At 70.6% G+C, this 22,712-nt stretch carries 21 protein-coding genes and 2 tRNA genes; 19 read left to right on the top strand and 4 right to left on the bottom strand.

Annotation, left to right across the window (positions count from 1 at the left end; all coding sequences use genetic code 11):
- Positions 1-22: 22 nt before the first annotated feature.
- The 8 genes from ACPWUT_RS11920 to ACPWUT_RS11885 all read left to right on the top strand — a co-directional run bounded on the left by ACPWUT_RS11920 (position 23) and on the right by ACPWUT_RS11885 (position 8,823).
- On the top strand, positions 23-1,000 hold the full coding sequence (locus ACPWUT_RS11920) for an ABC transporter permease (protein ID WP_425837873.1): 978 nt from the start codon (positions 23-25) through the stop codon (positions 998-1,000).
- 40 nt (positions 1,001-1,040) lie between these two features.
- Positions 1,041-1,994, top strand: a complete 954-nt coding sequence (locus ACPWUT_RS11915; protein ID WP_425837870.1) for an ABC transporter permease — start codon at positions 1,041-1,043, stop codon at positions 1,992-1,994.
- Entirely contained in the window at positions 1,991-2,908 is a 918-nt protein-coding gene (locus ACPWUT_RS11910) for an ABC transporter ATP-binding protein (RefSeq protein ID WP_284530056.1), read from the top strand. The genes ACPWUT_RS11915 and ACPWUT_RS11910 overlap by 4 nt, the downstream gene beginning before the upstream one ends.
- A complete protein-coding gene (locus ACPWUT_RS11905) occupies positions 2,905-3,939 on the top strand; it encodes an oligopeptide/dipeptide ABC transporter ATP-binding protein (protein ID WP_425837866.1) in 1,035 nt (344 codons plus the stop codon). Before ACPWUT_RS11910 ends, ACPWUT_RS11905 begins: the two co-directional genes overlap by 4 nt.
- Positions 3,936-5,402, top strand: a complete 1,467-nt coding sequence (locus ACPWUT_RS11900) for a glycoside hydrolase family 32 protein (protein ID WP_425837863.1) — start codon at positions 3,936-3,938, stop codon at positions 5,400-5,402. The genes ACPWUT_RS11905 and ACPWUT_RS11900 overlap by 4 nt, the downstream gene beginning before the upstream one ends.
- A 34-nt stretch (positions 5,403-5,436) precedes the next feature.
- Positions 5,437-7,020 carry a glycoside hydrolase family 32 protein gene (locus ACPWUT_RS11895; RefSeq protein ID WP_425837860.1) on the top strand — a complete coding sequence of 528 codons (1,584 nt, stop codon included), beginning with the start codon at positions 5,437-5,439 and terminating at the stop codon, positions 7,018-7,020.
- On the top strand, positions 7,017-7,919 hold the full coding sequence (locus ACPWUT_RS11890) for a carbohydrate kinase family protein (RefSeq protein ID WP_425837857.1): 903 nt from the start codon (positions 7,017-7,019) through the stop codon (positions 7,917-7,919). The genes ACPWUT_RS11895 and ACPWUT_RS11890 overlap by 4 nt, the downstream gene beginning before the upstream one ends.
- Before the next feature lie 109 nt (positions 7,920-8,028).
- Positions 8,029-8,823 carry a hypothetical protein gene (locus tag ACPWUT_RS11885; protein ID WP_425837854.1) on the top strand — a complete coding sequence of 265 codons (795 nt, stop codon included), beginning with the start codon at positions 8,029-8,031 and terminating at the stop codon, positions 8,821-8,823.
- A gap of 9 nt (positions 8,824-8,832) precedes the next feature.
- Here the strand turns inward: ACPWUT_RS11885 and ACPWUT_RS11880 are convergent, their stop codons facing one another.
- Positions 8,833-9,843, bottom strand: a complete 1,011-nt coding sequence (locus tag ACPWUT_RS11880) for a LacI family DNA-binding transcriptional regulator (RefSeq protein ID WP_284530046.1) — start codon at positions 9,841-9,843, stop codon at positions 8,833-8,835.
- Between the two features lie 192 nt (positions 9,844-10,035).
- Between ACPWUT_RS11880 and ACPWUT_RS11875 the strand changes: the two genes are divergently transcribed.
- From ACPWUT_RS11875 to ACPWUT_RS11850, 6 genes are all read left to right on the top strand, one after another.
- Complete coding sequence (locus ACPWUT_RS11875; RefSeq protein ID WP_425837850.1) at positions 10,036-11,019, top strand: glycosyl hydrolase family 32; 984 nt, start codon at positions 10,036-10,038, stop codon at positions 11,017-11,019.
- On the top strand, positions 11,016-12,302 hold the full coding sequence (locus ACPWUT_RS11870) for a serine hydrolase domain-containing protein (protein WP_425837847.1): 1,287 nt from the start codon (positions 11,016-11,018) through the stop codon (positions 12,300-12,302). The genes ACPWUT_RS11875 and ACPWUT_RS11870 overlap by 4 nt, the downstream gene beginning before the upstream one ends.
- 52 nt (positions 12,303-12,354) lie before the next feature.
- Positions 12,355-13,716, top strand: a complete 1,362-nt coding sequence (locus ACPWUT_RS11865; RefSeq protein WP_425837845.1) for an ABC transporter substrate-binding protein — start codon at positions 12,355-12,357, stop codon at positions 13,714-13,716.
- A 5-nt stretch (positions 13,717-13,721) separates the two neighbouring features.
- Positions 13,722-14,693 carry a carbohydrate ABC transporter permease gene (locus ACPWUT_RS11860; protein ID WP_284530041.1) on the top strand — a complete coding sequence of 324 codons (972 nt, stop codon included), beginning with the start codon at positions 13,722-13,724 and terminating at the stop codon, positions 14,691-14,693.
- Positions 14,690-15,514, top strand: a complete 825-nt coding sequence (locus ACPWUT_RS11855) for a carbohydrate ABC transporter permease (RefSeq protein ID WP_425837842.1) — start codon at positions 14,690-14,692, stop codon at positions 15,512-15,514. The genes ACPWUT_RS11860 and ACPWUT_RS11855 overlap by 4 nt, the downstream gene beginning before the upstream one ends.
- Positions 15,515-15,592: 78 nt before the next feature.
- Positions 15,593-16,561, top strand: a complete 969-nt coding sequence (locus tag ACPWUT_RS11850) for a VOC family protein (protein ID WP_425837839.1) — start codon at positions 15,593-15,595, stop codon at positions 16,559-16,561.
- Between the two features lie 22 nt (positions 16,562-16,583).
- Here the strand turns inward: ACPWUT_RS11850 and ACPWUT_RS11845 are convergent, their stop codons facing one another.
- The gene (locus ACPWUT_RS11845) at positions 16,584-17,084 is read right to left on the bottom strand and encodes a MarR family winged helix-turn-helix transcriptional regulator (RefSeq protein WP_425837836.1); all 501 of its coding nucleotides are present in this window, start codon (positions 17,082-17,084) and stop codon (positions 16,584-16,586) included.
- 69 nt (positions 17,085-17,153) lie between these two features.
- Complete coding sequence (locus ACPWUT_RS11840) at positions 17,154-17,393, bottom strand: hypothetical protein (RefSeq protein WP_284530037.1); 240 nt, start codon at positions 17,391-17,393, stop codon at positions 17,154-17,156.
- Between the two features lie 120 nt (positions 17,394-17,513).
- Between ACPWUT_RS11840 and ACPWUT_RS11835 the strand changes: the two genes are divergently transcribed.
- Complete coding sequence (locus ACPWUT_RS11835) at positions 17,514-18,443, top strand: hypothetical protein (RefSeq protein ID WP_425837833.1); 930 nt, start codon at positions 17,514-17,516, stop codon at positions 18,441-18,443.
- 63 nt (positions 18,444-18,506) lie between these two features.
- Here the strand turns inward: ACPWUT_RS11835 and ACPWUT_RS11830 are convergent, their stop codons facing one another.
- Positions 18,507-20,141 carry a phytoene desaturase family protein gene (locus tag ACPWUT_RS11830; protein ID WP_425837830.1) on the bottom strand — a complete coding sequence of 545 codons (1,635 nt, stop codon included), beginning with the start codon at positions 20,139-20,141 and terminating at the stop codon, positions 18,507-18,509.
- A 32-nt stretch (positions 20,142-20,173) separates the two neighbouring features.
- Between ACPWUT_RS11830 and ACPWUT_RS11825 the strand changes: the two genes are divergently transcribed.
- From ACPWUT_RS11825 to ACPWUT_RS11810, 4 genes are all read left to right on the top strand, one after another.
- Positions 20,174-21,001 carry an inositol monophosphatase family protein gene (locus tag ACPWUT_RS11825; protein WP_284530034.1) on the top strand — a complete coding sequence of 276 codons (828 nt, stop codon included), beginning with the start codon at positions 20,174-20,176 and terminating at the stop codon, positions 20,999-21,001.
- A 144-nt stretch (positions 21,002-21,145) separates the two neighbouring features.
- The gene (locus ACPWUT_RS11820; RefSeq protein ID WP_425837827.1) at positions 21,146-22,378 is read left to right on the top strand and encodes a M23 family metallopeptidase; all 1,233 of its coding nucleotides are present in this window, start codon (positions 21,146-21,148) and stop codon (positions 22,376-22,378) included.
- Between the two features lie 64 nt (positions 22,379-22,442).
- A tRNA-Thr gene (locus ACPWUT_RS11815) sits at positions 22,443-22,514 on the top strand.
- A gap of 25 nt (positions 22,515-22,539) precedes the next feature.
- Positions 22,540-22,613: transfer RNA gene (locus tag ACPWUT_RS11810), tRNA-Met, on the top strand.
- Positions 22,614-22,712 lie beyond the last annotated feature (99 nt).

The raw sequence follows: 22,712 nt of genomic DNA, 5'->3' as shown, positions 1-22,712 counted from the left end.
CCGGTCTCCGTGGAGACACACCATGGGATACATCCTTCGGAGGCTCGGCTTCTACCTGGCCGCCTTCTGGGTCTCGATCACCCTCAACTTCATGCTTCCTCGGCTGATGCCCGGCGATCCGGTCTCGCGCATGGTCGCCCGACTGCAGGGCGCGATCCGCCCGGAGCAGATCGAGGCGCTCCGGCGCTCGTTCGGTCTCGATGATGCGCCGCTGTGGGAACAGTATTTCCGCTACCTCGGGCAGATCCTCGGCGGCGACATGGGATTCTCGATCTCCCGCTTTCCCACGCCGGTCACCGAGGTGATCGCCGGCCAGATCGGCTGGACCGTACTGCTCGGGCTCGTCTCGCTGATCATCGCCGTGGTGATCGGCAACCTGCTGGGCATCCTCGCTGCGTGGCGTCGCGGCGGCGTCCTCGACTCCGCCCTGCCGCCGGTGCTGATCTTCATCGGCTCGTTCCCCTACTTCTGGTTGGCCATGGGGCTGCTGTGGCTGTTCGGCGTCACGCTCGGCTGGTTCCCGCTGCGCCACGCGTTCTCTGTCGGCTCCACCCCGGAGTTCTCGCTCGCCTTCATCGGTGATGTCGCCTACCACCTCGTGCTGCCCGCCGCATCGATCGTCCTGGTCTCGATCGGCGGATGGATGCTGGGGATGCGCAACACGATGATCGCCACCAATGCCGAGGACTACATCGTCATGGCCGAGGCCAAGGGCCTGCGCCCTGGGCGCATCATGATGCGGTACGCGGCCCGCAACGCCCTGCTCCCGTCGGTGACCGCCTTCGGCATGTCACTCGGGTTCATCGTGGGCGGCGCGCTGCTCACCGAAGTGGTCTTCGCGTATCCGGGCGTCGGGTACCAGCTCCTCTCCGCGGTCCAGAACCTCGACTACCCGTTGATGCAGGGCCTCTTCCTCACGATCACCACCGCCGTGCTGATCGCCAACTTCCTCGTGGACATCGTGTACGTGCGTCTCGACCCGCGCGTGCGCGTCAGCTGATCGGAGCGTGACGATGGCTCTCGCACAAGAACCGAACGCCATGGCCGAGCTCGACCGCGGGCTCACCTCCACCTCGCCCGCACGTCGGCGTCCGCGCGGGCGTGACGGACTGCTGCGCGGTCTGCTCGGCAGCGGCAAGGCCGTCGCCGGCCTGATCATCCTGGCCGTGTTCGCCGCAGTGGCCCTCCTGGCCCCGGTGATCTCTCCCGGCGACCCGACCGTCATCCAGGGGCTCGGCGCGCAGCCGCCGTCCGCGGATCACCTGCTGGGCACGACGTCGAAGGGCCAGGACGTGCTCGCGCTGAACATCTGGGGCGCGCGCTCCTCGCTGTTCGTCGGTTTCGTCGTCGGCATCCTGGCGACTTTCGTCGGCTTGCTGGTGGGGCTCGCGTCGGCCTATCTCGGTCGCACGGTCGACAACCTGCTGTCGCTGGTCACCAATGTCTTCCTGCTGCTTCCGGGTCTGCCGCTGCTGGTGATCCTCGCGGCATTCCTCCCTCCGGGTCTCGGCACGGTGATCCTGGTACTGGTCATCACCGGTTGGGCGGGCTCGGCCCGCGTGCTGCGGGCGCAGGCGCTCTCGATCCGCGGCAAGGACTTCGTCGCCGCAGCGCAGGTGACGGGCGAAAATCCCCTGCGCATCATGTTCCGCGAGATGCTCCCCAACATGGCGTCGATCGTGATGAGCACGCTCCTGGCGTGCATCATCTTCGGCATCGGCGCCCAGGCGGGGCTGGAGTTCCTCGGCCTCGGCGACATCAGCACGGTCAGCTGGGGAACCAACCTCTACTGGGCGAGCAACGACGGCGCCCTGCTGACCGGGTCCTGGTGGATCTTCGTGCCGCCCGGAGTGTCGATCGCGCTCGTCGCGTTCGCGCTCGCCCTCGTCAACTACGGCGTCGACGAGACCACGAATCCCAGGCTGCGGCGACCCCGCCGCCGCGTCACGGCAGCCGACCCTACCCCGGTCGCGAGCGAGGAGAGAGACCGATGAGCACGCCGCTCCTGGAGATCGAGGACCTCTCGGTCGAATACGTGACCGACGCCCGAACGGTGCGGGCGGTCGATCGCGTCAGCTTCACCCTCGACGAAGGCGAGGTGTTCGGGCTGGCGGGGGAGTCGGGATGCGGCAAATCCACCATCGCGAACGCGATCCTGCGGCTGCTGCGAGATCCGGCAGTGATCGCGGGAGGTTCCATTCGCTTCCGCGGCACTGACGTGCTCTCCCTCGGTGTCGACGCGCTGCGCGCGTTCCGCTGGCGCCAGGTCGCGATGGTGTTCCAGAGCGCCATGAACTCCCTCAACCCGGTCATGACCATCGGCGACCAGATCGCAGACATCTACACGACGCACGAGGGCGCCTCCAGGAAGACGGCCCTCGCGCGAGCGGCGGAGCTGCTCGACCTCGTCGGCATCCCTCGCGACCGCCTGCGGGCCTACCCGCATCAGCTTTCCGGGGGGATGCGCCAGCGCGTGGTCATCGGAATGGCCACCGCCCTCCGTCCCCCGCTGCTCATCATGGACGAGCCCACCACGGCACTGGACGTGGTGGTTCAGCAGGAGATCATGGCGCAGATCCGTGACCTGCAGCGCGAGCTCGGGTTCGCGATCCTCTTCATCACACACGACATGTCGCTCATGGTCGAGCTGTCCGACCGGATGGCGGTGATGTACGCGGGTCGGTTCGTGGAGACCGCGCCCGCGCTTGCCCTGTTCGACGAGCCGCGGCATCCCTATACACAGGCGTTGATGAACGCGTTCCCGCCCATGACCGGTCCGCGTGCGCGGCTCGCCGGGCTGGGCGAGGGGATCAGGTTCCCCCGAATCCCCGACCTCGTTCCCATCGCGGCCGACCACTGGGTCGCGCCGATCGACGATCAATCGCCCCTGACGGAGGTGGCCCGATGAGCCCGCAGCAGACGCCCGTCCTCTCCATCCGCGGGCTGGAGAAGACGTTCTCCATCGGAGGGATGTTCTCGCGAGGGCGCGTGCGCGCGCTGGGCGGAGTCGATCTCGACATCGCCCACGGAGAGGTCGTGGCACTCGTCGGCGAATCGGGGAGCGGAAAATCCACCCTCGCCCGATGCCTCGCGCGGTTGGAGCAGCCCTCGGCCGGTACGTTCCTGTTCGAAGGTCGCGACATCCTGCGCACCGAACCCCGCCGGGCCAGCCGCGACTACCGGTCGGCCGTGCAGATGATCTTCCAGGATCCGTTCGGCTCGCTGAACCCGGTGCATCGGGTGAGGCACTTCCTCGAGCGGCCGTTGCGCCTGCACGACGCCGCCGTCGGTCGTGACGCCATCGAGGAGGCGCAACGGCGGCTGATGGCGAAAGTGGACCTGCCGGCGGAACTGCTCGACCGCTATCCGCACGAGCTGTCGGGAGGCCAGCGTCAGCGGATCGCCATCGCGCGAGCGCTCGCCGTCAACCCGCGGCTCATCCTCGCCGACGAACCCACGTCGATGCTGGACGTGTCCGTACGCATCGGTGTGCTGAACCTCATGCGGACCCTCTGCGAGCAGCAGGGCATCTCGATGCTGTACATCACGCACGACCTCGCCTCGGCCCGCTACCTCGCCGACCGCATCGTCGTGATGTTCGCGGGGGAGTTCGTCGAAGGCGGAGACGCGATGACGCTGCTGGCTCGTCCCGCCCACCCGTACACCAAGCTGCTGATCTCCGCCGTGCCCGATCCGCGTCGGCGGGGAACGTTCGACCCCGCGGAACGGGCGGCGCTGCGCCGCCAAGTGCTCACCCCCGACTCCTGCCCTTTCGCCGGCCGCGACGAGACGGCCTGCTCGTCCGAGCGCGCCGTGTTCCATCGCGTCAGCGATCAGCCCGAGCACTGGGTGCGCTGCCACGCGTACGCGCCGCCGTCGGATGCCCCGGGCACCGCCGTCGACCTCGCCCCCACCGATCAGGAGAACGCAGCCGCATGACCGGCGACACCACGCACCAGCCCCTCGTCGAGGCGGCGCTTCTCGAGCGCGCCGCCGCAGATTCCCATCGGCCGCGGTTTCATTTCACCGCGCCGGCGGGCTGGCTCAACGACCCCAACGGCCTCACCCGCCGCGGCGACGAGTATCACCTCTTCTACCAGTTCAATCCGCTCGCGCCCGTGCACGACCGCATCCACTGGGGACACGCAGTCAGCACAGATCTCGTGCGGTGGCGTGATCTGCCGATAGCCCTGGCCCCCAGCGACGGTCCGGATGTCGACGGCTGCTGGTCGGGTGTGCTCGTCGATGACGGCGATGTTCCGACGATCGTCTATTCCGGACGACACGGAGAGCATGAGCTGCCGTGTATCGCGACCGGCAGTGACGACCTCGTGACGTGGACCAAGCACCCGGGAAACCCTGTGATCCCCGCTCCGCCCGCCGACCTCGACATCGTCGCGTTCCGCGACCACTGCGTGTGGCGGGAAGACGGCTCGTGGCGGCAGATCATCGGCTCCGGCATCCGCGGACGAGGCGGAACAGCACTGCTGTACGAGTCGGCCGACCTGCGCGAGTGGCGATACCTCGGCCCCCTCGTGGTCGGTGACAGCGACGACCGCCCGCGCACGGCGCCGGACTGGACCGGAACGATGTGGGAGTGCGTCGACCTGTTCCGCATGGAGGACGGCGAAGCCCGTAGCGACATCCTCGTGTTCTCGGCCTGGGACGAGGGTGTCACGCACCACCCCCTGTACTGGACCGGACACTACGAGGGCGACCGGTACGTGCCCGATCGGCTGCACCGACTCGACCTCGGGGGCAGGTTCTTCTATGCGCCGCAGTCGATGTCTGACGCCGACGGCCGACGGATCGTCTTCGGCTGGATGCAGGAGGGACGCGAGGATGCCGCGAGCATCGCGGCCGGGTGGTCGGGCGTGATGTCGCTGCCGAGAGCCGCGACCCTTGCCGCCGACGGCTCGCTGCGCCAGGCGCCTGTCGAAGAGGTGGCGTCGCTGCGCGACGCGCTGCTCTTCGACGGTGCGGCAGACGGCGCGCGATTCGAGGGAGACCAGGTCGACCTCGAGCTCGATGTCGAGCTGCGTCCCGGCGCGACTGTCGAGATCGTCGTGCGCGCGACGGCCGACGGCCAGGAGCGCACCGTGTACCGGATCGAGCGCACGGACGAGCGCGCGGCGCGGCTGAGCCTCGACCGCAGCCGATCGAGCATCGACCCGACGGTGGACGTCGCCGCGCTCTCCGGCGACGTGCCGCTCGACGGCGACCGCCTCCACGTGCGGCTGCTGATCGACCACTCCGCCCTCGAGATGTTCGCGGGGGGAGTGCCGCTGGCCGCGCGGATCTATCCGACGCGAGCGGATGCCGCCGGTATCGCCGTCACGACCGGCGGCGCAACGGGAACCGTTCGCGCGTGGCGCATGCGCGCGGCCGACGTCCACCGCTGAGCCCGACCACAGCACCGATCGCAATGGAGCAACCATGACCAGTCCTGAACTCTCCCGCCGCTCACTGTTCACCGCTGCGACGCTCTCGGCCGCCGCGGGGGCGCTGGCGGCGACGGCGCCCGCTGCTGCGGCGACCGCACCCGAACACTCCACGACAAGAAGACCGGCGGCATCCATGCGACCCGAGTACCACTTCAGCGTTCCGGACAACTGGAAGAACGACCCGCAACGGCCGATCTTCGTCGACGGCGAGTATCACTACTACTACCTCTACAACGCCGACTACCTGCGTGGCGGCGCGGGCACGTCCTGGCGTCGTGCAACCACGACCGACCATGTGACCTTCCGTGACCGAGGGGTCGCGATCCCCAAGTTCAGCAACGGCAACGGTGACTGCTGGTCGGGGAGCTTGGTGGTCGACACGGAGGGAACGGCGGGCTATGGCCGCCGCGCGATCATCGCTCTCGTGACGCAGGGCCCGAACGGGGTGCAGGCGCAGTACCTCTGGTACTCCACCGACGGCGGACGATCGTTCCGGCCGGGAGGTGATGCTCCGGTGCTTCCCAATCCCGGCGTGTACGACTTCCGTGATCCCAAGGTCATCTGGGATGCCGAGCGCGCCCGCTGGTTCATGGCCAACGCCGAGCACGATCGCATCGGGTTCTACGTCTCGTCGAACCTGAGGAGCTGGACGCGGGTGGGGGAGTTCGTTCGCACCGACCTCGGACTGCTCGAGTGCCCTGACATCTTCTCTATGACCGCCGACGACGGCTCCGACCACTGGGTCCTCGGGCTGAGCGGCAACGCCAAGTTCCGGGGGCTCCCGGCGACCTACGCCTACTGGGCCGGATCCTTCGACGGCAGCTCCTTCACTCCCGATGAGCACGAGCCGCGGTGGCTCGACCACGGCTTCGACTTCTACGGCGCTGTGACCTACCCGCACCACTCGAGGTCCGGTGCCGAGGACCCACGGCTGCGCCACGTCATCGGTTGGGCGAACTTCTGGGACTACCCGCACAACGCGCCCACTCTGGTCACCGACGGCTACAACGGCGACGACATGATCGTGCGCGACCTGCGGCTCGTGCGCACGACCTCCGGCTACGCCCTCGCCTCGTCTCCGACCGCAGCACTTCGCGACTACGCCACGCGCACACACCGGCTGGGCGACGTCACGGTGGCCGGCACACACGACCTCGCGGTGCGCTCGCATGCCTACGAGCTCTCGTGCGAGCTGCGCTGGGACACCTCGGCGCCGCCGGAGAACATCGGCTTCGAGGTGTGCCGTGCCCCCGAGGGCGGTCGCCACGTCGCCGCGGGAGCGTACCTGAAGGGACCGTTCACCTACGTCAATCGGCGACCGACGATCAACCCCACGGGTGGGGAGTCCCAGGCCGCGCTGGATGCCGGCTCGGGGAAGCTCGCCGTGCGGCTGCTGGTCGACCGCACCAGCGTCGAACTGTTCGTCGGCGACGCAACCGTGGTGCATTCGCATCGCGTCTTCCCCCTGAGCGGGGACAGCGGCATCCGGCTGTACTCCCACGGTGGATCCGCCGTCTTCGCCGACCTCCGCGTGCGCGAACTCGCGGTCGGCGCACGCGGACCCGAAGAACGATGAGTCGCGTCGCCGTCATCGGAGAAGCGCTCGTGGATGTCGTTCACGGGGCCGACGGATCGGCGAGGGTGACTCCCGGGGGCAGTGCGGCGAACGTGGCGGTGACCCTCGGGCGCCAAGGCGTGAAAGTGACCCTCCTCACCTGCGTGGGTGCGGACGAGGCGGGCGCCTCAGTGCGCGCATGGCTGGCCGGTTCGCACGTGAGCGTGTCGCCATCCGTCCGTGACCGCACATCGACGGCCGTCGCGTCGCTGGATTCCTCGGGCTCCGCGACGTACACATTCGACATGGTGTGGGACCCCGACCACCTCGACGTCGGTGACGCCGCCGTCGTTCACGTCGGTTCGGTGGCTGCGCTGCTCGCCCCCGGCGCCGACCGAGTGCTGGCGGCCGTGCGGGCCGCGCGCCCGACCGCGCTCATCACCTATGACCCGAACGTGCGCCCCGCCCTGCTCGGCGACCCCGCAGATCATCTCGCCCGCGTCGAAGACCTCGTGGCTCTCGCAGACGTGGTCAAGGTGAGCGACGAAGACCTTCGCTGGCTGTACCCCGCTGACGCGGCGATCGAGGTGGCGACGAGGTGGCAACGCAACGGTCCGGCCATCGTCGTCGTGACCCGCGGCGCAGACGGCGCCGACGCGATCATGGCAGACGGTGTGCGGCACGTCGTCGGATCGCCGGTGACCGTCGTCGACACGGTGGGAGCGGGCGACACCTTCATGGGCACGATCATCGCCTTCCTGCTCGCCCGAGGCTTCGGGACCGATGCGCGGCGCAGGCTCACGTCCGTGACTCCGGCCGACGTGCACGCGATGCTCGCCGAGAGCGCCCGGGCCGCTGCAGTCACCGTCTCCCGCCCGGGAGCAGACCCCCCATGGGCCGCCGAGTTGGTCGTCGCGTAGGGGGCAGGTCGGAGATCGAGTCCTCATGATCCGCCGTCCCCGTCCACTGCGAGACGGTGCGGGCGTCGCTGACACTCACCGTGCAGAGATGGTGACAGGAGGAGGGGCCATGACCTCACGCGGAGCGCGGGCGCTGCTCGTCCTCGTCGCGGCCGCGATGGTCGGTCTCGCCGGGTGCGCGAGCGCCGCCCCTCCGGAGGATGCCCTGGGCGCCGACCCGGGAAGCGCGACACGGAACGCCCCCGGCGCGGATGCTCGACCGTCCTACCTGTGCGGCGGGACGCCCGTTTCGGTCGAGGCGCTCGCCGCGCGCACGCCCGTCGAGGAACTCGCCGGCGCAGCAGCGGAAGCGCTCGCGGGCGCGGTCTTCGACGACGGCACACCGCTCGTGCTCGAGGACCCGTCCGCCTGGTTCGTCGTCGGCACCTCGGATCGCGAGGTGACGCTCCTCCGCCCCGTCGAGCCCGACGATGCCCCCGATGCTCCCGCAGCCGACCATGAGCAGGTCACGGTGTCGTGGGTCGAGGCGACGAACGTCGCCGGCTGGCTCGTGACCTCCCTCGGCCCGTGCGCCCTGACGATCGATCTCGGCGACCTGGGCGTGCCGCTGATCGCGCTCGATCCCGGCCGGCCGCTCGATCCGGCGTCGCGAGAGGTGCACCTTCTCGTCACGGAGCAGGCGTGCAACTCCGGGCGGGATGCCGACGGGCGCATCGAGATCGTCCGGCTCGACGAGGGGGACGAGCGGATCGAGATCGTTCTGGGTGTGCGGCCGGAGGGTGGGGCGCACTCGTGCCCCACGAATCCGCCGACCCCCTTCACCGTGACGCTGACCGAGCCGCTCGGCGAGCGGACCGTCGTGGACGCGACTCTCTACAGCCGCCCGGCCCTGCGTGCCGGATGACCCGTCCGGTCAGGCGATGGAGGAGCGGATGACGGCGGGCATCTCGATGAGAGTCTCGCCGTGCGGCTCGGAGGAGAGCAGGATCTCGACCGCGCGGCGCCCCATGGCCTCGTGCGGCAGGGCGACGGTGGTGAGCCCGGGGCGAAGGTAGGCGGCGAGCTCGTCGTTGTCGAACGAGACGATCGAGATGTCGTCGGGGATGGAGCGTCCCGACTCGAGGATCGCCTGGTAGGCCCCGAAGGCGAGTCGGTCGTTCATGCACAGCAGTGCGCCGATGTCCGGTCGCCGGGCCAGGAGCTCGGTGGTCGCGTGGTAGCCCTCGTCGGGCTCCCACAGCCAGATGGACACCTCTTCCAGGAACGACAGTCCGTGCGCGGCCATCCCCTCGCGGATCCCCGCGACGCGCCGCGCGACGGTCGCGGAGCGGAAGAGGTCACGCTCGACGTCGTCGTTCTGGCCGAGGAGCGCGATCGCGCGGTGACCGCGCTCGGCGAGCAGCTCGACGGCGCGCCGTCCGCCGCCGTGCTCGTCGGGAAGGACCGTCGCGGCATGTTTCGTGTTGGTCGCGTTCAGCATGACGACGCCGGTGGAGGCGGGCAGGTCGGGCACGAAGAACTCCCTGGCCCGCATGCTCGCGAAGATGATGCCGTCGACCTGGCGGTCGAGCACCGCCTCGACGGCCTCGCTCTCCCGCGCCGGATCGCCGCCGGTCTCGAGCACCAGCATCACGTGGTTGGCCTGCTCGGCGGCAGCGAGCGCGCCGCGGATCAGACCGCTCGCGAAGCGGGTGGTGGCCACGACGTCCGAGATGAACGCGATCGTCAGGGTCTTGTCGGTGCGCAGGCCCCGCGCGGCGACGTTGGGACGATAGCCGAGAGCCTCGGCGGCGGCGAACACACGATCGTGGGCGTCCTGCGACAGCCGCGTGTTGGGGCGTCCGTTGAGGATCATCGATGCCGACGTGGGCGAGAGCCCCGCCAGGCGAGCCACGTCGGCGAGCGTCGCACGCTTGCTGGACACGAACCCTCCTCTTCACGCTGCACGCCCGGGGCGCGGGGGCTGTCGCTTGACATCCCGCACGGCAGGCGGAACCATGCTAGCTAAACCCATTTAGCGGGGATACTGCGCATGCCGTCGATGGCTGCTGCACTCGCGACTCTACGGGGTGACGGCGTGCAGTGCTCATTCCGTCGCCGGGCAAGGAACGACACGATGACGTTCGCACGAGACGACCACTGGGTGTGGGACTTCTGGATCGCCGACGACGGGCAGAGGTACCACCTCTTCTATCTCCACGCTCCCACCTCGCTCGGCGACGAGCGGCTGCGCCATCGCAACGCGCGGATCGGCCATGCCGTGTCGTCGGACCTGCGCAGCTGGCAGGATCTCGGCCCGGTGCTGACGCCGGGCGCACCGGGCGAGTTCGACCAGACGGCGGTCTGGACCGGCTGCGTGGTCCCCGGCCCCGACGGGGTCTGGCGCATGTTCTACACCGGCTCCCGGTTCCCGAGCGACGCGTCCGCCGCCAACATCGAGACCGTCGGCGTCGCGACCTCGCGTGATCTCCACCACTGGCAGGCCGCCCGCGTGCCGGTGGTGACCGCCGACCCCCGCTGGTATGAGACGCTCCCCGACGGCACCTGGCGCGAGGAGGCGTGGCGGGACCCGTGGGTGTTCGCCGATCCCCACGGGGAGGGATGGCACATGCTGATCACGGCGCGGGCGAAGACCGGCGACGGCGACGATCGCGGAGTCATCGGGCATGCGGTCTCGCCGGATCTCGATCACTGGGAGGTGCGCCCTCCGCTGAGCGCTCCCGGAGCAGGGTTCGCGCACCTGGAGGTGCCGCAGCTTGTCGCCGTAGAGGGGAACGACCTGCTCCTCTTCTCCTGCGACGGGCCTGCGCTCGCGGGAGGCCGCGCCGGCGGGCGCGGCGGCGTCTGGCAGCTCCCGGTCGCCGCGCAGACGGGACCGTTCGATCCCGCGGCGGCGACGCTGCTGGTCGACGATGCGCTGTACGCCGGCCGCATCGTCCACGACCGGTCCGGCTCGCCCGTGCTCCTCGCGTTCGAGAACGGCCGCGGAGACGCGTTCGCCGGACGGATCAGCGATCCGATCCCGGTGCGATGGGATGCCGATCGCGGCGCGCTCCAGCTCGTCGCCGCCCTCCCCGCCGGCGCCGAGGTGCACGCGTGAGCGTCGCGGTGGAGGGCACGGTGTCGGCCGGGTTCGAGCCGGTGGCCGCGGCCTTCCGTGAGGCGTTCGACGGAGAGCCGGACATGGGCGCGGCCCTCGCGATCGTCCGTCGGGGTCGGCCGGTGGTCGATCTGTGGGGCGGCGTGGCCGACGCGCGGACGGGGAGGCGCTGGGAGCGGGACACGCTCAGCGTCATCTTCTCGTGCAGCAAGGGGCTGATGTCGATCCTCGCCGCGCGCCTGGTGCAGGCGGGGAAGCTCGACTACGACGCGCTCGTGACGACGTACTGGCCGGAGTTCGGCGAGGCGGGCAAGGGCGGCACGAGGGTCGCCGACCTGCTGTCGCATCGGGCGGGACTCCCGGCTCCGCGTGAGCCGATCCCTCGGGGCGCCCTGGCCGACTGGGACCGCATCGTCGCTCAGCTGGCGCGCCAGGAGTCGCTGTGGCCGCCCGGAACGGCATATGCGTACCATCCGATCACCCACGGCTGGCTGATCGGCGAGGTCGTCCGCCGGGTGACGGGACTGAGCGCGGGGGAGGCGTTCCGGCGCTACGTGGCCGAGCCCGCCGGTGCGGAGTGCTGGATCGGCCTGCCCCCCGCCCACTTGCCGAGGGTCGCCCGGATGGCCGTCGGGCCGTCGCTGGTGGCGCTGACCGCCCTTCAGGAGGCGGAGGCCCGTGCCGCGGGCGGCACCGACTGGCCGGGGATCGCGATGACCCTCGGCGGTGCGCTGCCGCGCGAGCTCGTCGGCCCGAGGGGCCACGCCCGGGATGAGGTCGGGTCCGACGTGGGCGCCGTCGCGGACGGCGAGGGGTTCAACGATCCCGCGGTGCAGGTCGCCGAGGTGCCGGGTGCGGGCGGCATCGCCTCCGCGCGCGCGCTCGCGACGATCTGGTCGTCGACGTTCTCGGAGGCGTCGGCAGGACACGGGCCACTCCTCTCGGAGGAGACCGTCCGGCAGGCGACGGCCGTGCGGTCCGAGGGAGAGCCTTTCTTCCCCACGCCGCCGCCGTGGCCGCGATGGGGAGCGGGGTTCCAGCTCGACAGCGCCGCGCGCCGGTACGTGACGCCCACGGGGTTCGGTCATGACGGTGCCGGCGGTCAGGTCGCGTTCGCCGACCCCGCCGCCGGGATCGGCTTCGCGTTCCTGACCAACCGGATGGAGGCGGGTGACGACCGGCGCGCCACGCGGATCGTGGACGCCCTCCGCCGGATCGTGACCGGAACAGTCGTTGACACGATGCCCGGCATCCCTCATGATGAGGGTGCTAAGTCGATTTAGCACCGCGGATGCACACCGCGGACCCGCCGTCCTTCGACGAAGGGAGACATTGGTGTCTCAATCACGTACCCACAGGTCCACCACGGCCGCGGGGGCCCTGCTCGCGGTGGCCGCCCTCGCGCTGACCGCGTGCGCCCCTCCCGGCAGCGGCACCACCTCTCCGACCTCGTCGGCACCGGCCGGCGGTGCCGAGGCGACGTGCGGCGAAGAGGACGTCGTCCTCAGCGCCTACATCGAGACGGGCTTCGCGCTGCCGAAGGAGCTCTTCGATGAGTTCACGGCGCAGTACCCGAACGTGACGTTCGATGTGCGTGAGGACCAGTTCGCCGTGCTCACGCAGAACGCCCCGCGTGTGCTGCAGGACGACCCGCCGGACCTCATGCGCCTGCCGCAGATGTCCGAGCTCGCCTCGGGCGGTCTGCTGCTGGACCTCGACCCCTACGCCGAGCAGTTCGGCTGGGTCGACTGGCCCGAGTCGCAGCTCGCGCAGCTGCGCGTGGACGAGGAGGGCCGCCGAGGCAGCGGGCCGCTGTGGGCCATGGGCCTGAATTTCTCCATGACGGGCGTCTTCTACAACAAGGAGCTCGCCGCAGAGATCGGCATGACCGAGGCGCCGAAGACGATCGACGAGCTCGACGCCGTGCTCGCGGCGGCGAAGGAGGCCGGCATCACGCCGATCGCGCAGTTCAACGGCGGCGCCACCGGCGGTCTGCTGTTCCCGCTGCAGGCCCTCATGGCCTCGTACGGACCGACGGCGCCGATCAACGACTGGATCTTCCACACCGAGGGCGCCACGATCGACACCGCCGAGAACCTGGCGGCCGCTGAGCACCTGCAGCGGTGGGTCGAGGCCGGCTACTTCGCGGACGACGTGAACTCGCTGGATTACTCTCAGATGATGAGCCGGTTCATCGGCGGTGAGAGCCTCCTGATCTTCAACGGCGACTGGGAGTCGGGCAACCTCGACTCGCAGATGGCGGGCAAGGCCGGCTTCTTCCTCATGCCTCCGCTCGAAGAGGGCGGGACGCAGTTCGGCGCCATGTCGGCACCGCTCACCTACGGCATCGCCGCGGGCGCGGAGCACCCCGACTGCGCCGCGTTCTTCCTCAACTGGGTCGCCACCGACGAGAAGGCGCGCACCATCACCGTCGAGGTCGGCGGATCGCACCCGATGGGCCCGGCCGACGCGTTCATGCCGGAGGTCGCCGCTGACTCGGTGACCGCCGCGACCCTGGCGGCCGGCACGCAGGTCAACGAGGTCAACGGCGCGATGGACTTCCTCGCGAACGCGACCGGCTCGATCTACGCGCAGAGCTGGACGCCGAACATCCAGCAGCTCGTCGCCGGGCAGCAGGACGCGCAAGGCATGCTGACGGCAGTCGAGGCCGACTACCAGGCAGAGGTCGGCGGCTGACCCCGATGAGCCGTGTCCACGAGGGTGCTGCGTCGACCGACGTCGGCGCAGCACCCTCACCTTCCGTCCCCTCGACCGTCCCGCGGCGCCGCCACGGGCGGGCGCGCCGACTCTGGCGCTCGCTGCCGATCTACCTGCTGGTGCTGCCGGCGGCGATCTTCTACGGCGTCTTCGTCCTGCGCCCCATCGCGCTGACGGCGCAGTACTCGCTCTACGACTGGAACGGGATCCAGCCCGCCACCTGGGCGGGCTTCGACAACTACATCGAGGTGTTCACCAACCCCAAGCTCGTCGGGTCGATCCTCAACGCGTTCGAGCTCATCATCTACTTCAGCATCGTCCCGGTGCTGCTGGCGCTGTTCGCGGCGAACGTCATCCGGGGCATCGCGACCAGCCGCCTCGCCGGGGTCGCGCGGACGGTGCTGTTCCTCCCGCAGGTGATCCCGCTGGTGGCCGCCGGAATCATGTGGACGTGGCAGTTCGCCTCCAACGGCATGGTCAACCAGCTGCTGCGCGCGGTGGGCCTCGGCGGACTGGCCCGCGCGTGGCTCGGCGACTTCGACACCGCCCTCCCGGCTGTCGGCGTCATCGGCGCGTGGGTCGCGGTGGGGCTGTGTCTCATCCTGCTGCTGGCCGGAATGTCGAAGATCGATCAGAGCCTCTACGAGGCCGCGCGCATCGACGGCGCGGGTCCCGTGCGCGAGTTCGTCTCGATCACGCTGCCGGGCGTCCGTCAGGAGCTGGCGGTCTGCGTCATCATCACCGTGATCGCCGCGCTCGCGAGCTTCGACATCATCTACATCTCGACGCAGGGCGGACCGGGCAACAGCACGCTGGTCCCCGGCCTGCAGGTCTACTACCTCGCGTTCTTCGACCGTGAGATCGGCACGGCTTCCGCCCTCGCCCTCACCCTCATGGCGCTCGTCCTGCTGGTCGTGCTGCCGCTGCAGCGCCTGCTGCGCGGGAAGGAATCATGATCGTCGCCGCGCGGGAGCGCTGGCTCGGCACCATCCTGCTCGTCATCCTCATGGCGATCACGATCGTCCCCTTCATCAGCCTCTTCATCACCGCTCTGCACCCGCAGGGGACCTATCCGCCGGGGCTCACCTGGCCCGAGACCCCGCACTGGGAGAACTTCGCGATCGCGTTCCAATCGGCGCGGATGCTGGAGCTGCTCTGGTCGAGCGTGCTCATCGAGCTCGCCGTCGTCCCGGTCGCGATCCTCATCGCCACCCTGGCGGGCTTCGCGCTCGGGCACCTGCGCCCCGCGGGCGGACGCGTCGTCTTCATCGTCTTCCTGCTGGGGCTCACCCTTCCCCTCGAGGGCATCATCGTCCCGCTGTACTACCAGATCCGCGACATGGGACTCCTCAACACCCGGTGGGCGCTCATCCTCCCGCTCATCGGACTGTTCATGCCCTTCGCCGTGGTGTGGATGCGCGCGCACTTCGTCAACATGCCGACCGAGCTGTCGGAGGCGGCGCGGGTGGACGGCGCCACGACGTGGCAGCTGTTCTGGCGGATCCACGTGCCGCTGTCGACGCCGGCGATCAGCTCGCTCGCGATCCTCCTCTTCCTCTGGACGTGGAACCAGTTCCTCCTCGCCGTGGTGCTCGTCAGCGATCCCACGCAGCGGACGATGGCCGGCGCGCTCGGCGCCTTCCAGGGGCAGTGGGGCACCGACATCCCGCTCCTGTGCGCCGGATCCCTCCTCATCCTGACGCCGACGCTCATCGTGTTCCTCGTGTTCCAGCGCCAGTTCGTGTCGGCGCTGCTGCAGGGGTCGCTGAAGGGCTGATCGGGATCGGCGTCGGGAATACCGCGCGGCGGCATCAAGTTGTAGCTACAACTGATTGACTCCCGTCCGGAGGACCCCATGTCGAACATCCCGAGCCTCGTCCCGTCGCCCACCCCGTCGCCCACGCCGTCCGCGACCGGCGCCGCCCCCGACCGCGTCCTCAACGCGGCGACGGGCATGGACGCGGTGACCCTGCGCGTCGGCGATCTCGAGCTGATGTCGACCTACTACGCCGACGCGCTCGCGCTCCAGCCGCTCGAGGAGCGCGCGCGCGGCGGCGAGGTCCACCGCGTGCTCGGTCGCGGCGCGACGCCCATGGTGCGGCTGATCGGCACGCCGGGGCTGCCTGCCGTCGATCCGCGCCAGGCGGGGCTCTTCCACACCGCGTTCCTCTTCGACGACGCGCCGTCGCTGGCGGCGACGGTGCTCCGCGCCGCGCAGGATCCGCGGAGCCGCTTCGCCGGCTCGAGCGACCACCTCGTGAGCGAGGCCTTCTACTTCACCGACCCCGAGGGCAACGGCATCGAGCTCTACACCGACCGTCCCCGCGAGCAGTGGCGATACTCGGGCGGCGAGCTGCAGATGTCGACGCTCTTCCTCGACCCGAACGAGTACCTGAAGGCGCACCTCACCGACGACGCGGTCAGCAGCGTCACGGCCGCGCACGGCAAGGTCGGCCACGTCCACCTGCAGGTCGGCGACATCGGGGCGGCGCGCGCCTTCTACATCGACGCCCTCGGGTTCGAGACGACCGTCGGCTCCTTCCCCGGAGCGCTCTTCGCGTCGGCGGGCGGCTACCACCACCACGTCGCGATGAACACATGGAACAGCGCCGGCGCCGGCCCCCGCGCCGCCGCCCTCGGCCTCGGCGACGTCGCGATCACCGTGCCGACGCGCGACGACCTCGACGCGCTCGCCGCGCGCCTGACCCACCACCGCCTGCCGTTCGCCGACACCGGTCGCGACATCGTGGTGTCCGACCCGTGGGGCACGCAGGTGACGATCGGTCTGCCCGGCGCCGCTGTCGAGGACGTGCTCGCCCGCTGAGCGCGACAGGCCGCCGACGTCGTCAGGTGGACGGCGTGCGGTCGGAGAGGATGCCTCGCCGGCTCTGCGGATCCAGGCTCTCGACGAGCGGCTCCAGCGCCTCCGCGAGGGCGTCGAGCTGGTCGCGGGAGAGCCGGTCGATCACCAGCTGCCTGACGAGCTCGATGTGACTCGGCACCGCACGGACGAGCTCGCGGCGACCGGCCGTCGTGAGCCTGACGTTGACGACCCGTGCATCGTCCGCACCCGCCACGCGCTCGACGAGATCGCGCTCGGCGAGCTTGCCGACCACGCGCGACAGGCGCGGCATCGTCGCGTTCACGGCAGCGGCGAGCTCCTTCGTGCGAAGCGTTCCGCCGTGCGCCTGCTGGAGCGTGCTCAGCACCATGAACTCGAAGTGGGTCATTCCGGCGTCCGCCTGCAGCTGCGCGTCGAGCGCCGCCGGAAGCAGCTCCGCCGTCCAGACGAGGGCGAGCCACGCGCGCGACTCGCGCTCGTCCATGCGGGGCACCTGAAACGTCATCTCGAGCGCGAGTCTAGGCGCCCGCGAGTCTAGGCGCCCGCGCGGCGACGGAGCGCGCCGCCGCTCAGGTCACTGCTGCCAGGTCTGGGGCGGCGCCGGGGGAGCGTAGCCGCGCGGGGGCAGCTGCTGGCCCGTCTCCCGGAGGGCGAGGATGACCCCGTTCTTCACCGCCGTGCGGGTGATGAGATAGCCGATCCAGATCATCAGGGCCAGCAGTGCCAGGTAGATCACGAGGCCGATGATCATCACGCCGATGCCGAGGCCGGCGATGGCGCCCGGATCGATCGGGTTGGAGCTGAGTGCGTACACGGAGGTGTCCTCTCGGTCGGATTGCCGCTCATCGTAGCCAGGCGGCGTCCGTACCTCGACGGCGCTCGGGCCGGTCGTGCGAGGATGAGGGGAGTTGCGGTCTCGACGGAGGGAACAGCGGTGAGCGAACCGATCACGCATCCGAATTCCAACAGGGTCCTGCGCGCTTCCATCTGGGTCGCCATCGGCGCCCTCATCGCCGCAGCGGTCGTCTGCGTCGTCTGGGTGCTCGTGGGCGACGCCAACGGCATGATCGCGAAGGCGTTCCTGACGATCCTGCTCCTGGCCGCCTTCGCCGGCGTCGCGATCCTCGAGGCCAACCTCGCCTCGCGCCGGCCGGCCTGGTTCGCCCTGGCCAGCATGGTGACCTGGGTCGTGATCCTCCTGATCGGCGCCTTCCTCATCTGGATGCCGGAATCCGAGGACTACTTCGGCAGCGGCATCGAGCGATTCATGAAATTCCTGCTCATCGTCCTCATCCTGCAGGGCGCTCTGCTGCACATCCGCCTCTTCTCGAAGGCGCACGACCGTCACCGCACCACGTTCACCGCGATCGTCACCTACGTCACGATCGGCCTCGTCGTGATCCTCGCGGTCATGCTCGTCCTCCCGATCATGATCGAGGAGTACGTCGTGTTCCGGCCGTTCTACTGGCGCGTGGTCGTCGCCCTCGCCATCCTCGCCGCCGTGGGGACCGCGCTCGTGCCCCTCGTCAACGCCCTGTTCGCGCCGAAGAAGGAGCGTCCCGCCGCGTCCGCGTACGCACCGCCTCCGGTGCAGCAGTGGCCGACCTACGCCGACGGAGCGACGCCGCTGCCGGCGATGCCCGACGGATCGCCCGACTGGAACGCCTACTACACGGGCCAGCCCACCTACCCGCAGGCCTACGCCGCTCCCGTCGTCCCTGTCGCCCCGGCGACCCCTCCGGCGGCTCCGGTGCCGCCCGTACCTCCCGCCGGCGACGGCGTCCCGCCGCAGCCGATGGCGCCGCCGACGGGCCCCGGCTACCAGGGCTACCCGCCGCCGCCTCCGCCGCCGCAGCAGCCGTGACCGTCTGACCAACGAGGCCGCCCGATCTCCGGGCGGCCTCGTTCGTCGTCGAGGGTCGCGCGCTCAGTGGCCGAGGAGCTCCAGGGCGGCCATCGCCGCGTTGTGCCCGCCGATGCCGCTCACGGCACCGCCGCGGCGGGCGCCCGCGCCGCACAGCAGCACGCGCTCGTGCGCGGTCGCGACGCCCCAGCGCTCCCCGGGCGTCTCGAGCGGCTCGTCGTCGGATGCCCACGGCCAGTCCAGCGGACCGTGGAAGATGTCACCGCCGATCATGCCCAGCTCGCCCTCGAGGTCGGAGGTGGTCCGGGCCTCGACGCAGGGGCTCCCGTCCGGCGCCTCGAACAGGCAGTCGGCGATCGGCTCGGCCAGCACCGCGTCCAGCGAGCTCTGCGCCGCCGCCAGCAGGGCGTCGCGCTGGGCATCGGGGTCGGCGCCGGTCATCAGCCGGTGCGGCACCTGCAGCCCGAACAGGGTGAGGGTCTGCGCTCCGCTTCGCTGCAGCTCGTCGCCCAGGATCGACGGGTCGGTGAGGGAGTGGCAGTAGATCTCGGCCGGCAGCGGCGAGGGGAGGGCGCCCGCCTCGGCGGCCGCGTGCGCGGCGTCGAGCTGGGTCATCGTCTCGTTGATGTGGAACGTGCCGGCGAACGCCGCCTCGGCAGCCACGGCGGAGTCGCGCAGCCGCGGCAGCCGGCGCAGCAGCATGTTCACCTTGATCTGCGCGCCCTCGGGGGCGGGGGCGGGTGCCGGCGCCGGCGTCGCGGCGTCCCCGCCGGCATCGGCTCCGGCGTCGCGCAGGAGCCGGTCGAGCACCGCCGGGCCCACGCCGCTCAGCACGAGCCGGCCGTGCACCGAGCCGCCGTCGGCGAGCGTCACCTCGCCGTCCGGCGAGACCGCGACCACATCGGCACCGGTGCGCAGCTCGGCGCCCGCGGCCCGTGCCGCGCGTTCGAGGGCGGCGGTGACGGTGCCCATCCCTCCGGCGGGCACATCCCAGTCGCCGGTGCCGCCGCCGATCACGTGGTACAGGAAGCAGCGGTTCTGACGCAGCGACGCGTCGTCGGCCGAGGCGAAGGTGCCGATGAGCCCGTCGGTCAGCGCGATGCCGCGGGCGAGGTCCGACGCGAGGCTCTCGCGCAGGAGCGTCCCGAGCGGCTGCTCGGTGATCGCGCTCCAGAGCCCATCGTCGCCGAACAGCGTCCGGGCCTCCTTCGCGCGGCGCAGCGGGGCCGTCACCGTCGGGAAGAGCGCGGCCGCCATCGGGAGCAGCCGGTCGGAGAACGCGGCGAACCGCTCCGCCTCGTGGGCGTCGCCGGTGGCCCGGAGGAAGCTCGCTGCAGTGGCGAGCGCGTCGCCGTTGTCGACGAGGATGCCGCGCCGCGGATCCGCCGGGTCGGGTGTGTACGAGGAGTAGCGTCGCCGGCGGAGGTCGAGGCGCAGATCCAGATCGTCGACGATCTGCGCGGGCAGCAGGCTCACGAGGTAGGAGTAGCGCGACAGCCGGGCGTCGACGCCGTCCCACGGCCGCTCCGACACCGCCGCGCCGCCGAGGTGGTCCTGCCGCTCGAGCACGACCACCCGCCGACCTGCGCGGGCGAGGTAGGCGGCGGCCACCAGCGCGTTGTGGCCCCCGCCGACGATGACGACATCGTGCGAGGCGGAGCCTGCGGACCCGGACGGCTGCGACGCGGAGTGACTCATGGCGTCCACGGTATCGGCGTAGCGTGGAGTGCATGGTGGATTCCTCGGCAGCCGATGAGACGAACGGATCGATCGACCTGGCGGAGCTCCTCGCGCTCGCCGTCGGCATCGCCCGGGAGGCGGGGGAGCTCGCTCGCCGACGCCGCAGCGAGGGCGTCTCGGTCGCCGCGACGAAGTCCACACTCGCCGACGTCGTGACCGAGGCCGATCGCGAGGTCGAGGACCTCATCCGCGCGCGCCTGTCGGAGGCACGACCGCACGACGGCTTCCTCGGCGAGGAGGGCGGCGCCGAGGGCGGCACCACCGGCATCACCTGGGTCGTCGACCCGATCGACGGCACCGTCAACTACCTCTACGGCATCCCGCACTACGCGGTCAGCATCGCCGCCGTCTCCGGCGAGCCGGTCGCGACGCGTTGGCGCCAGCTGGTGGGGGTCGTGTTCAATCCGGTCACCGGCGAACTGTTCCATGCCACGCGCGGCGGCGGCGCATGGCTCGGTGAGCAGCGCCTGCGGGTGGGTGCTCCGGGACCGGCGGGAGCTCTCGTCGCGACGGGTTTCGGATACGACCCGGCCACCCATGAGGGCGACTTCGCCCGACTGCGCCGCGTGATGCCGCTCGCGCGCGACATCCGCCGCGCGGGCGCTGCGTCGCTCGACCTGGCGTTCGTCGCCGCCGCGCGTCTCGACGGCTACTTCGAGCGCGGGCTGCACCCGTGGGACCACGCCGCCGGGGGACTCCTCGTGCTCGAGGCCGGCGGGCGGCTCGGGGGAGTCCCGGGCGACGCGCCCGGTCGGGAGATGACGATCGCCGCGGGCGAGCCGCTGTTCGACCGCATCTGCGCCGCGGTATATCAGTGACCGTCCATGGCATTCTCAGGCGGACCGCGATAGTGTTTACCCGATCGTTACCTTTTATGCCCGAAGGGTGACGATCGATCCAAGCCCGATCCAAGCCCCCCGAACTACCGCGCACCCGACGCGCCCGACCGAGAGCCTGCACTTTTGACTTTCGACGCCCCTCTGGCCGACGCCGTACCCACGCGTCGCTCCAGTCGTGCCACCGCGCCCGCCGCCCCGGCGGTGATGACGCGTGCCGAGCTGCGCCGCCTGCGCGAGCAGCAGACCCCCGCGGCGGCGATCGAGGCGCCCGTCGTCGACAGCGCCGCGGCGTCGGACGAGGCTCCCCTCGTCGCCCCGCAGCACACCGAGCCCGCCAACGGGCCGATTCCCTCTCTGGCCCAGACCGTCGTCGCCGAAGCGACGGCCGCCACCGCCCCCCTCCGACGCCGGGACCGCGCACACGCGAACCCCGGCGTTTCCACGTTGATCGACGCGAACGCCGCTGCCGCCCTGCCGCTGAGCTTCGTGGCCGCTCACGCCGACCCCTGCATCGTGGACGAGTTCGAGCGCGCTGCGCGCCTTCTCTCGTTCACGGGCCAGACGCCGATCCAGACCGACCCGGTCGCCGAGGCCCCCGTGGCCGTCGCCCATGTCGTCCGGCGCCGGCGCCGCGTCTCGTTCAAGCGCGTCGCCGCGACCTCGTTCTCGCTCGGCGTGATGTCGATCGTCGGCCTCCTCGCCGTCGGCACGACGCTCCCGGCATCGGCGATCTCGGCTGCCGGAGTCGGGGCAGACATCGCCGCCGTCGCCCCGGCACCCGCGGCGACCGAGAACATCCAGGCCTACGTCTCCTCGACCGACGTCGACAGCACGCTCGAGCGCTCGTCGGAGTTCGACGTCGCCTCCATGGCCGACATCGCCGCGGACTCGGGCGTGACGCAGTTCGCGGGCACCTGGGTCAGCGACCCAAGCGCAGCCATCCAGTGGCCGTTCCCCGTCGGCGTGCCGATCTCGGCGGCCTACGGCTCGCAGACCTACCTGTCGAAGTTCTCCTCCCCGCACCGCGGTGTCGACCTCACCCCGGGCACCGGCGCGGAGGTGCACGTCATCGCCGACGGCACCGTGCGCATCGCCACCGAGGCCGGCGGCGACTACGGCGTGACGGTCGTGGTGGACCACGTCATCGACGGGCGCCTCGTCTCCACGCGGTACGCGCACATGCAGTACGGCTCGCTCCAGGTGTCGCAGGGCGACACCGTCTCGGTCGGCGACGTGCTCGGTCGCGTGGGCCAGACCGGCAAGGCGACCGGTCCCCACCTCCACTTCGAAGTGCTGCTCGACGGCACGACGCACACCGACCCCATCGCCTGGATGGAGCAGCACACCGAAGGGTGACGCCGGTTCGGACGGATGCCGGTGCTCTGGTATTCTGTTCTGGTTGCCCGCACGCGGGCAGCACGCCCCGATAGCTCAGTGGCAGAGCACTTCCATGGTAAGGAAGGGGTCGTCAGTTCAATCCTGACTCGGGGCTCGCACGACACCTTCGGGTAGAACGCGGCAGGGTAGCTCAGCTGGTCAGAGCGCACGACTCATAATCGTGAGGTCGCGGGTTCAAGCCCCGCTCCTGCTACAGATGAAGGCCCTCACTTCCGCGCAATCACGCGGTGGAGAGGGCCCTTTGCTGTTTCTCTGGCGATCAGGTTCGCCGATGGCCGGATTCGGGTCGATG

Origin of the sequence: Microbacterium sp. PA5 (assembly GCF_049860775.1) — a bacterium.
Lineage (GTDB): Bacteria > Actinomycetota > Actinomycetes > Actinomycetales > Microbacteriaceae > Microbacterium.
The sequence above is the reverse complement of the archived record's forward strand: the minus strand, read 5'-3'. Positions and strand labels throughout refer to the sequence as shown.

What these genes read in the sequence shown, in the direction of transcription:
- ACPWUT_RS11910 (WP_284530056.1), top strand. Translation starts at nt 1,991, where the DNA reads ATGAGCACGCCGCTCCTGGAGATCGAGGACCTCTCGGTCGAATACGTG.
- ACPWUT_RS11825 (WP_284530034.1), top strand. Translation starts at nt 20,174, where the DNA reads ATGGTGGATTCCTCGGCAGCCGATGAGACGAACGGATCGATCGACCTG.
- ACPWUT_RS11900 (WP_425837863.1), top strand. Translation starts at nt 3,936, where the DNA reads ATGACCGGCGACACCACGCACCAGCCCCTCGTCGAGGCGGCGCTTCTC.
- ACPWUT_RS11875 (WP_425837850.1), top strand. Translation starts at nt 10,036, where the DNA reads ATGACGTTCGCACGAGACGACCACTGGGTGTGGGACTTCTGGATCGCC.
- ACPWUT_RS11830 (WP_425837830.1), bottom strand. Translation starts at nt 20,141, where the DNA reads ATGAGTCACTCCGCGTCGCAGCCGTCCGGGTCCGCAGGCTCCGCCTCG.
- ACPWUT_RS11920 (WP_425837873.1), top strand. Translation starts at nt 23, where the DNA reads ATGGGATACATCCTTCGGAGGCTCGGCTTCTACCTGGCCGCCTTCTGG.
- ACPWUT_RS11845 (WP_425837836.1), bottom strand. Translation starts at nt 17,084, where the DNA reads ATGACGTTTCAGGTGCCCCGCATGGACGAGCGCGAGTCGCGCGCGTGG.
- ACPWUT_RS11850 (WP_425837839.1), top strand. Translation starts at nt 15,593, where the DNA reads ATGTCGAACATCCCGAGCCTCGTCCCGTCGCCCACCCCGTCGCCCACG.
- ACPWUT_RS11860 (WP_284530041.1), top strand. Translation starts at nt 13,722, where the DNA reads ATGAGCCGTGTCCACGAGGGTGCTGCGTCGACCGACGTCGGCGCAGCA.
- ACPWUT_RS11855 (WP_425837842.1), top strand. Translation starts at nt 14,690, where the DNA reads ATGATCGTCGCCGCGCGGGAGCGCTGGCTCGGCACCATCCTGCTCGTC.
- ACPWUT_RS11905 (WP_425837866.1), top strand. Translation starts at nt 2,905, where the DNA reads ATGAGCCCGCAGCAGACGCCCGTCCTCTCCATCCGCGGGCTGGAGAAG.
- ACPWUT_RS11915 (WP_425837870.1), top strand. Translation starts at nt 1,041, where the DNA reads ATGGCCGAGCTCGACCGCGGGCTCACCTCCACCTCGCCCGCACGTCGG.
- ACPWUT_RS11885 (WP_425837854.1), top strand. Translation starts at nt 8,029, where the DNA reads ATGACCTCACGCGGAGCGCGGGCGCTGCTCGTCCTCGTCGCGGCCGCG.
- ACPWUT_RS11895 (WP_425837860.1), top strand. Translation starts at nt 5,437, where the DNA reads ATGACCAGTCCTGAACTCTCCCGCCGCTCACTGTTCACCGCTGCGACG.
- ACPWUT_RS11890 (WP_425837857.1), top strand. Translation starts at nt 7,017, where the DNA reads ATGAGTCGCGTCGCCGTCATCGGAGAAGCGCTCGTGGATGTCGTTCAC.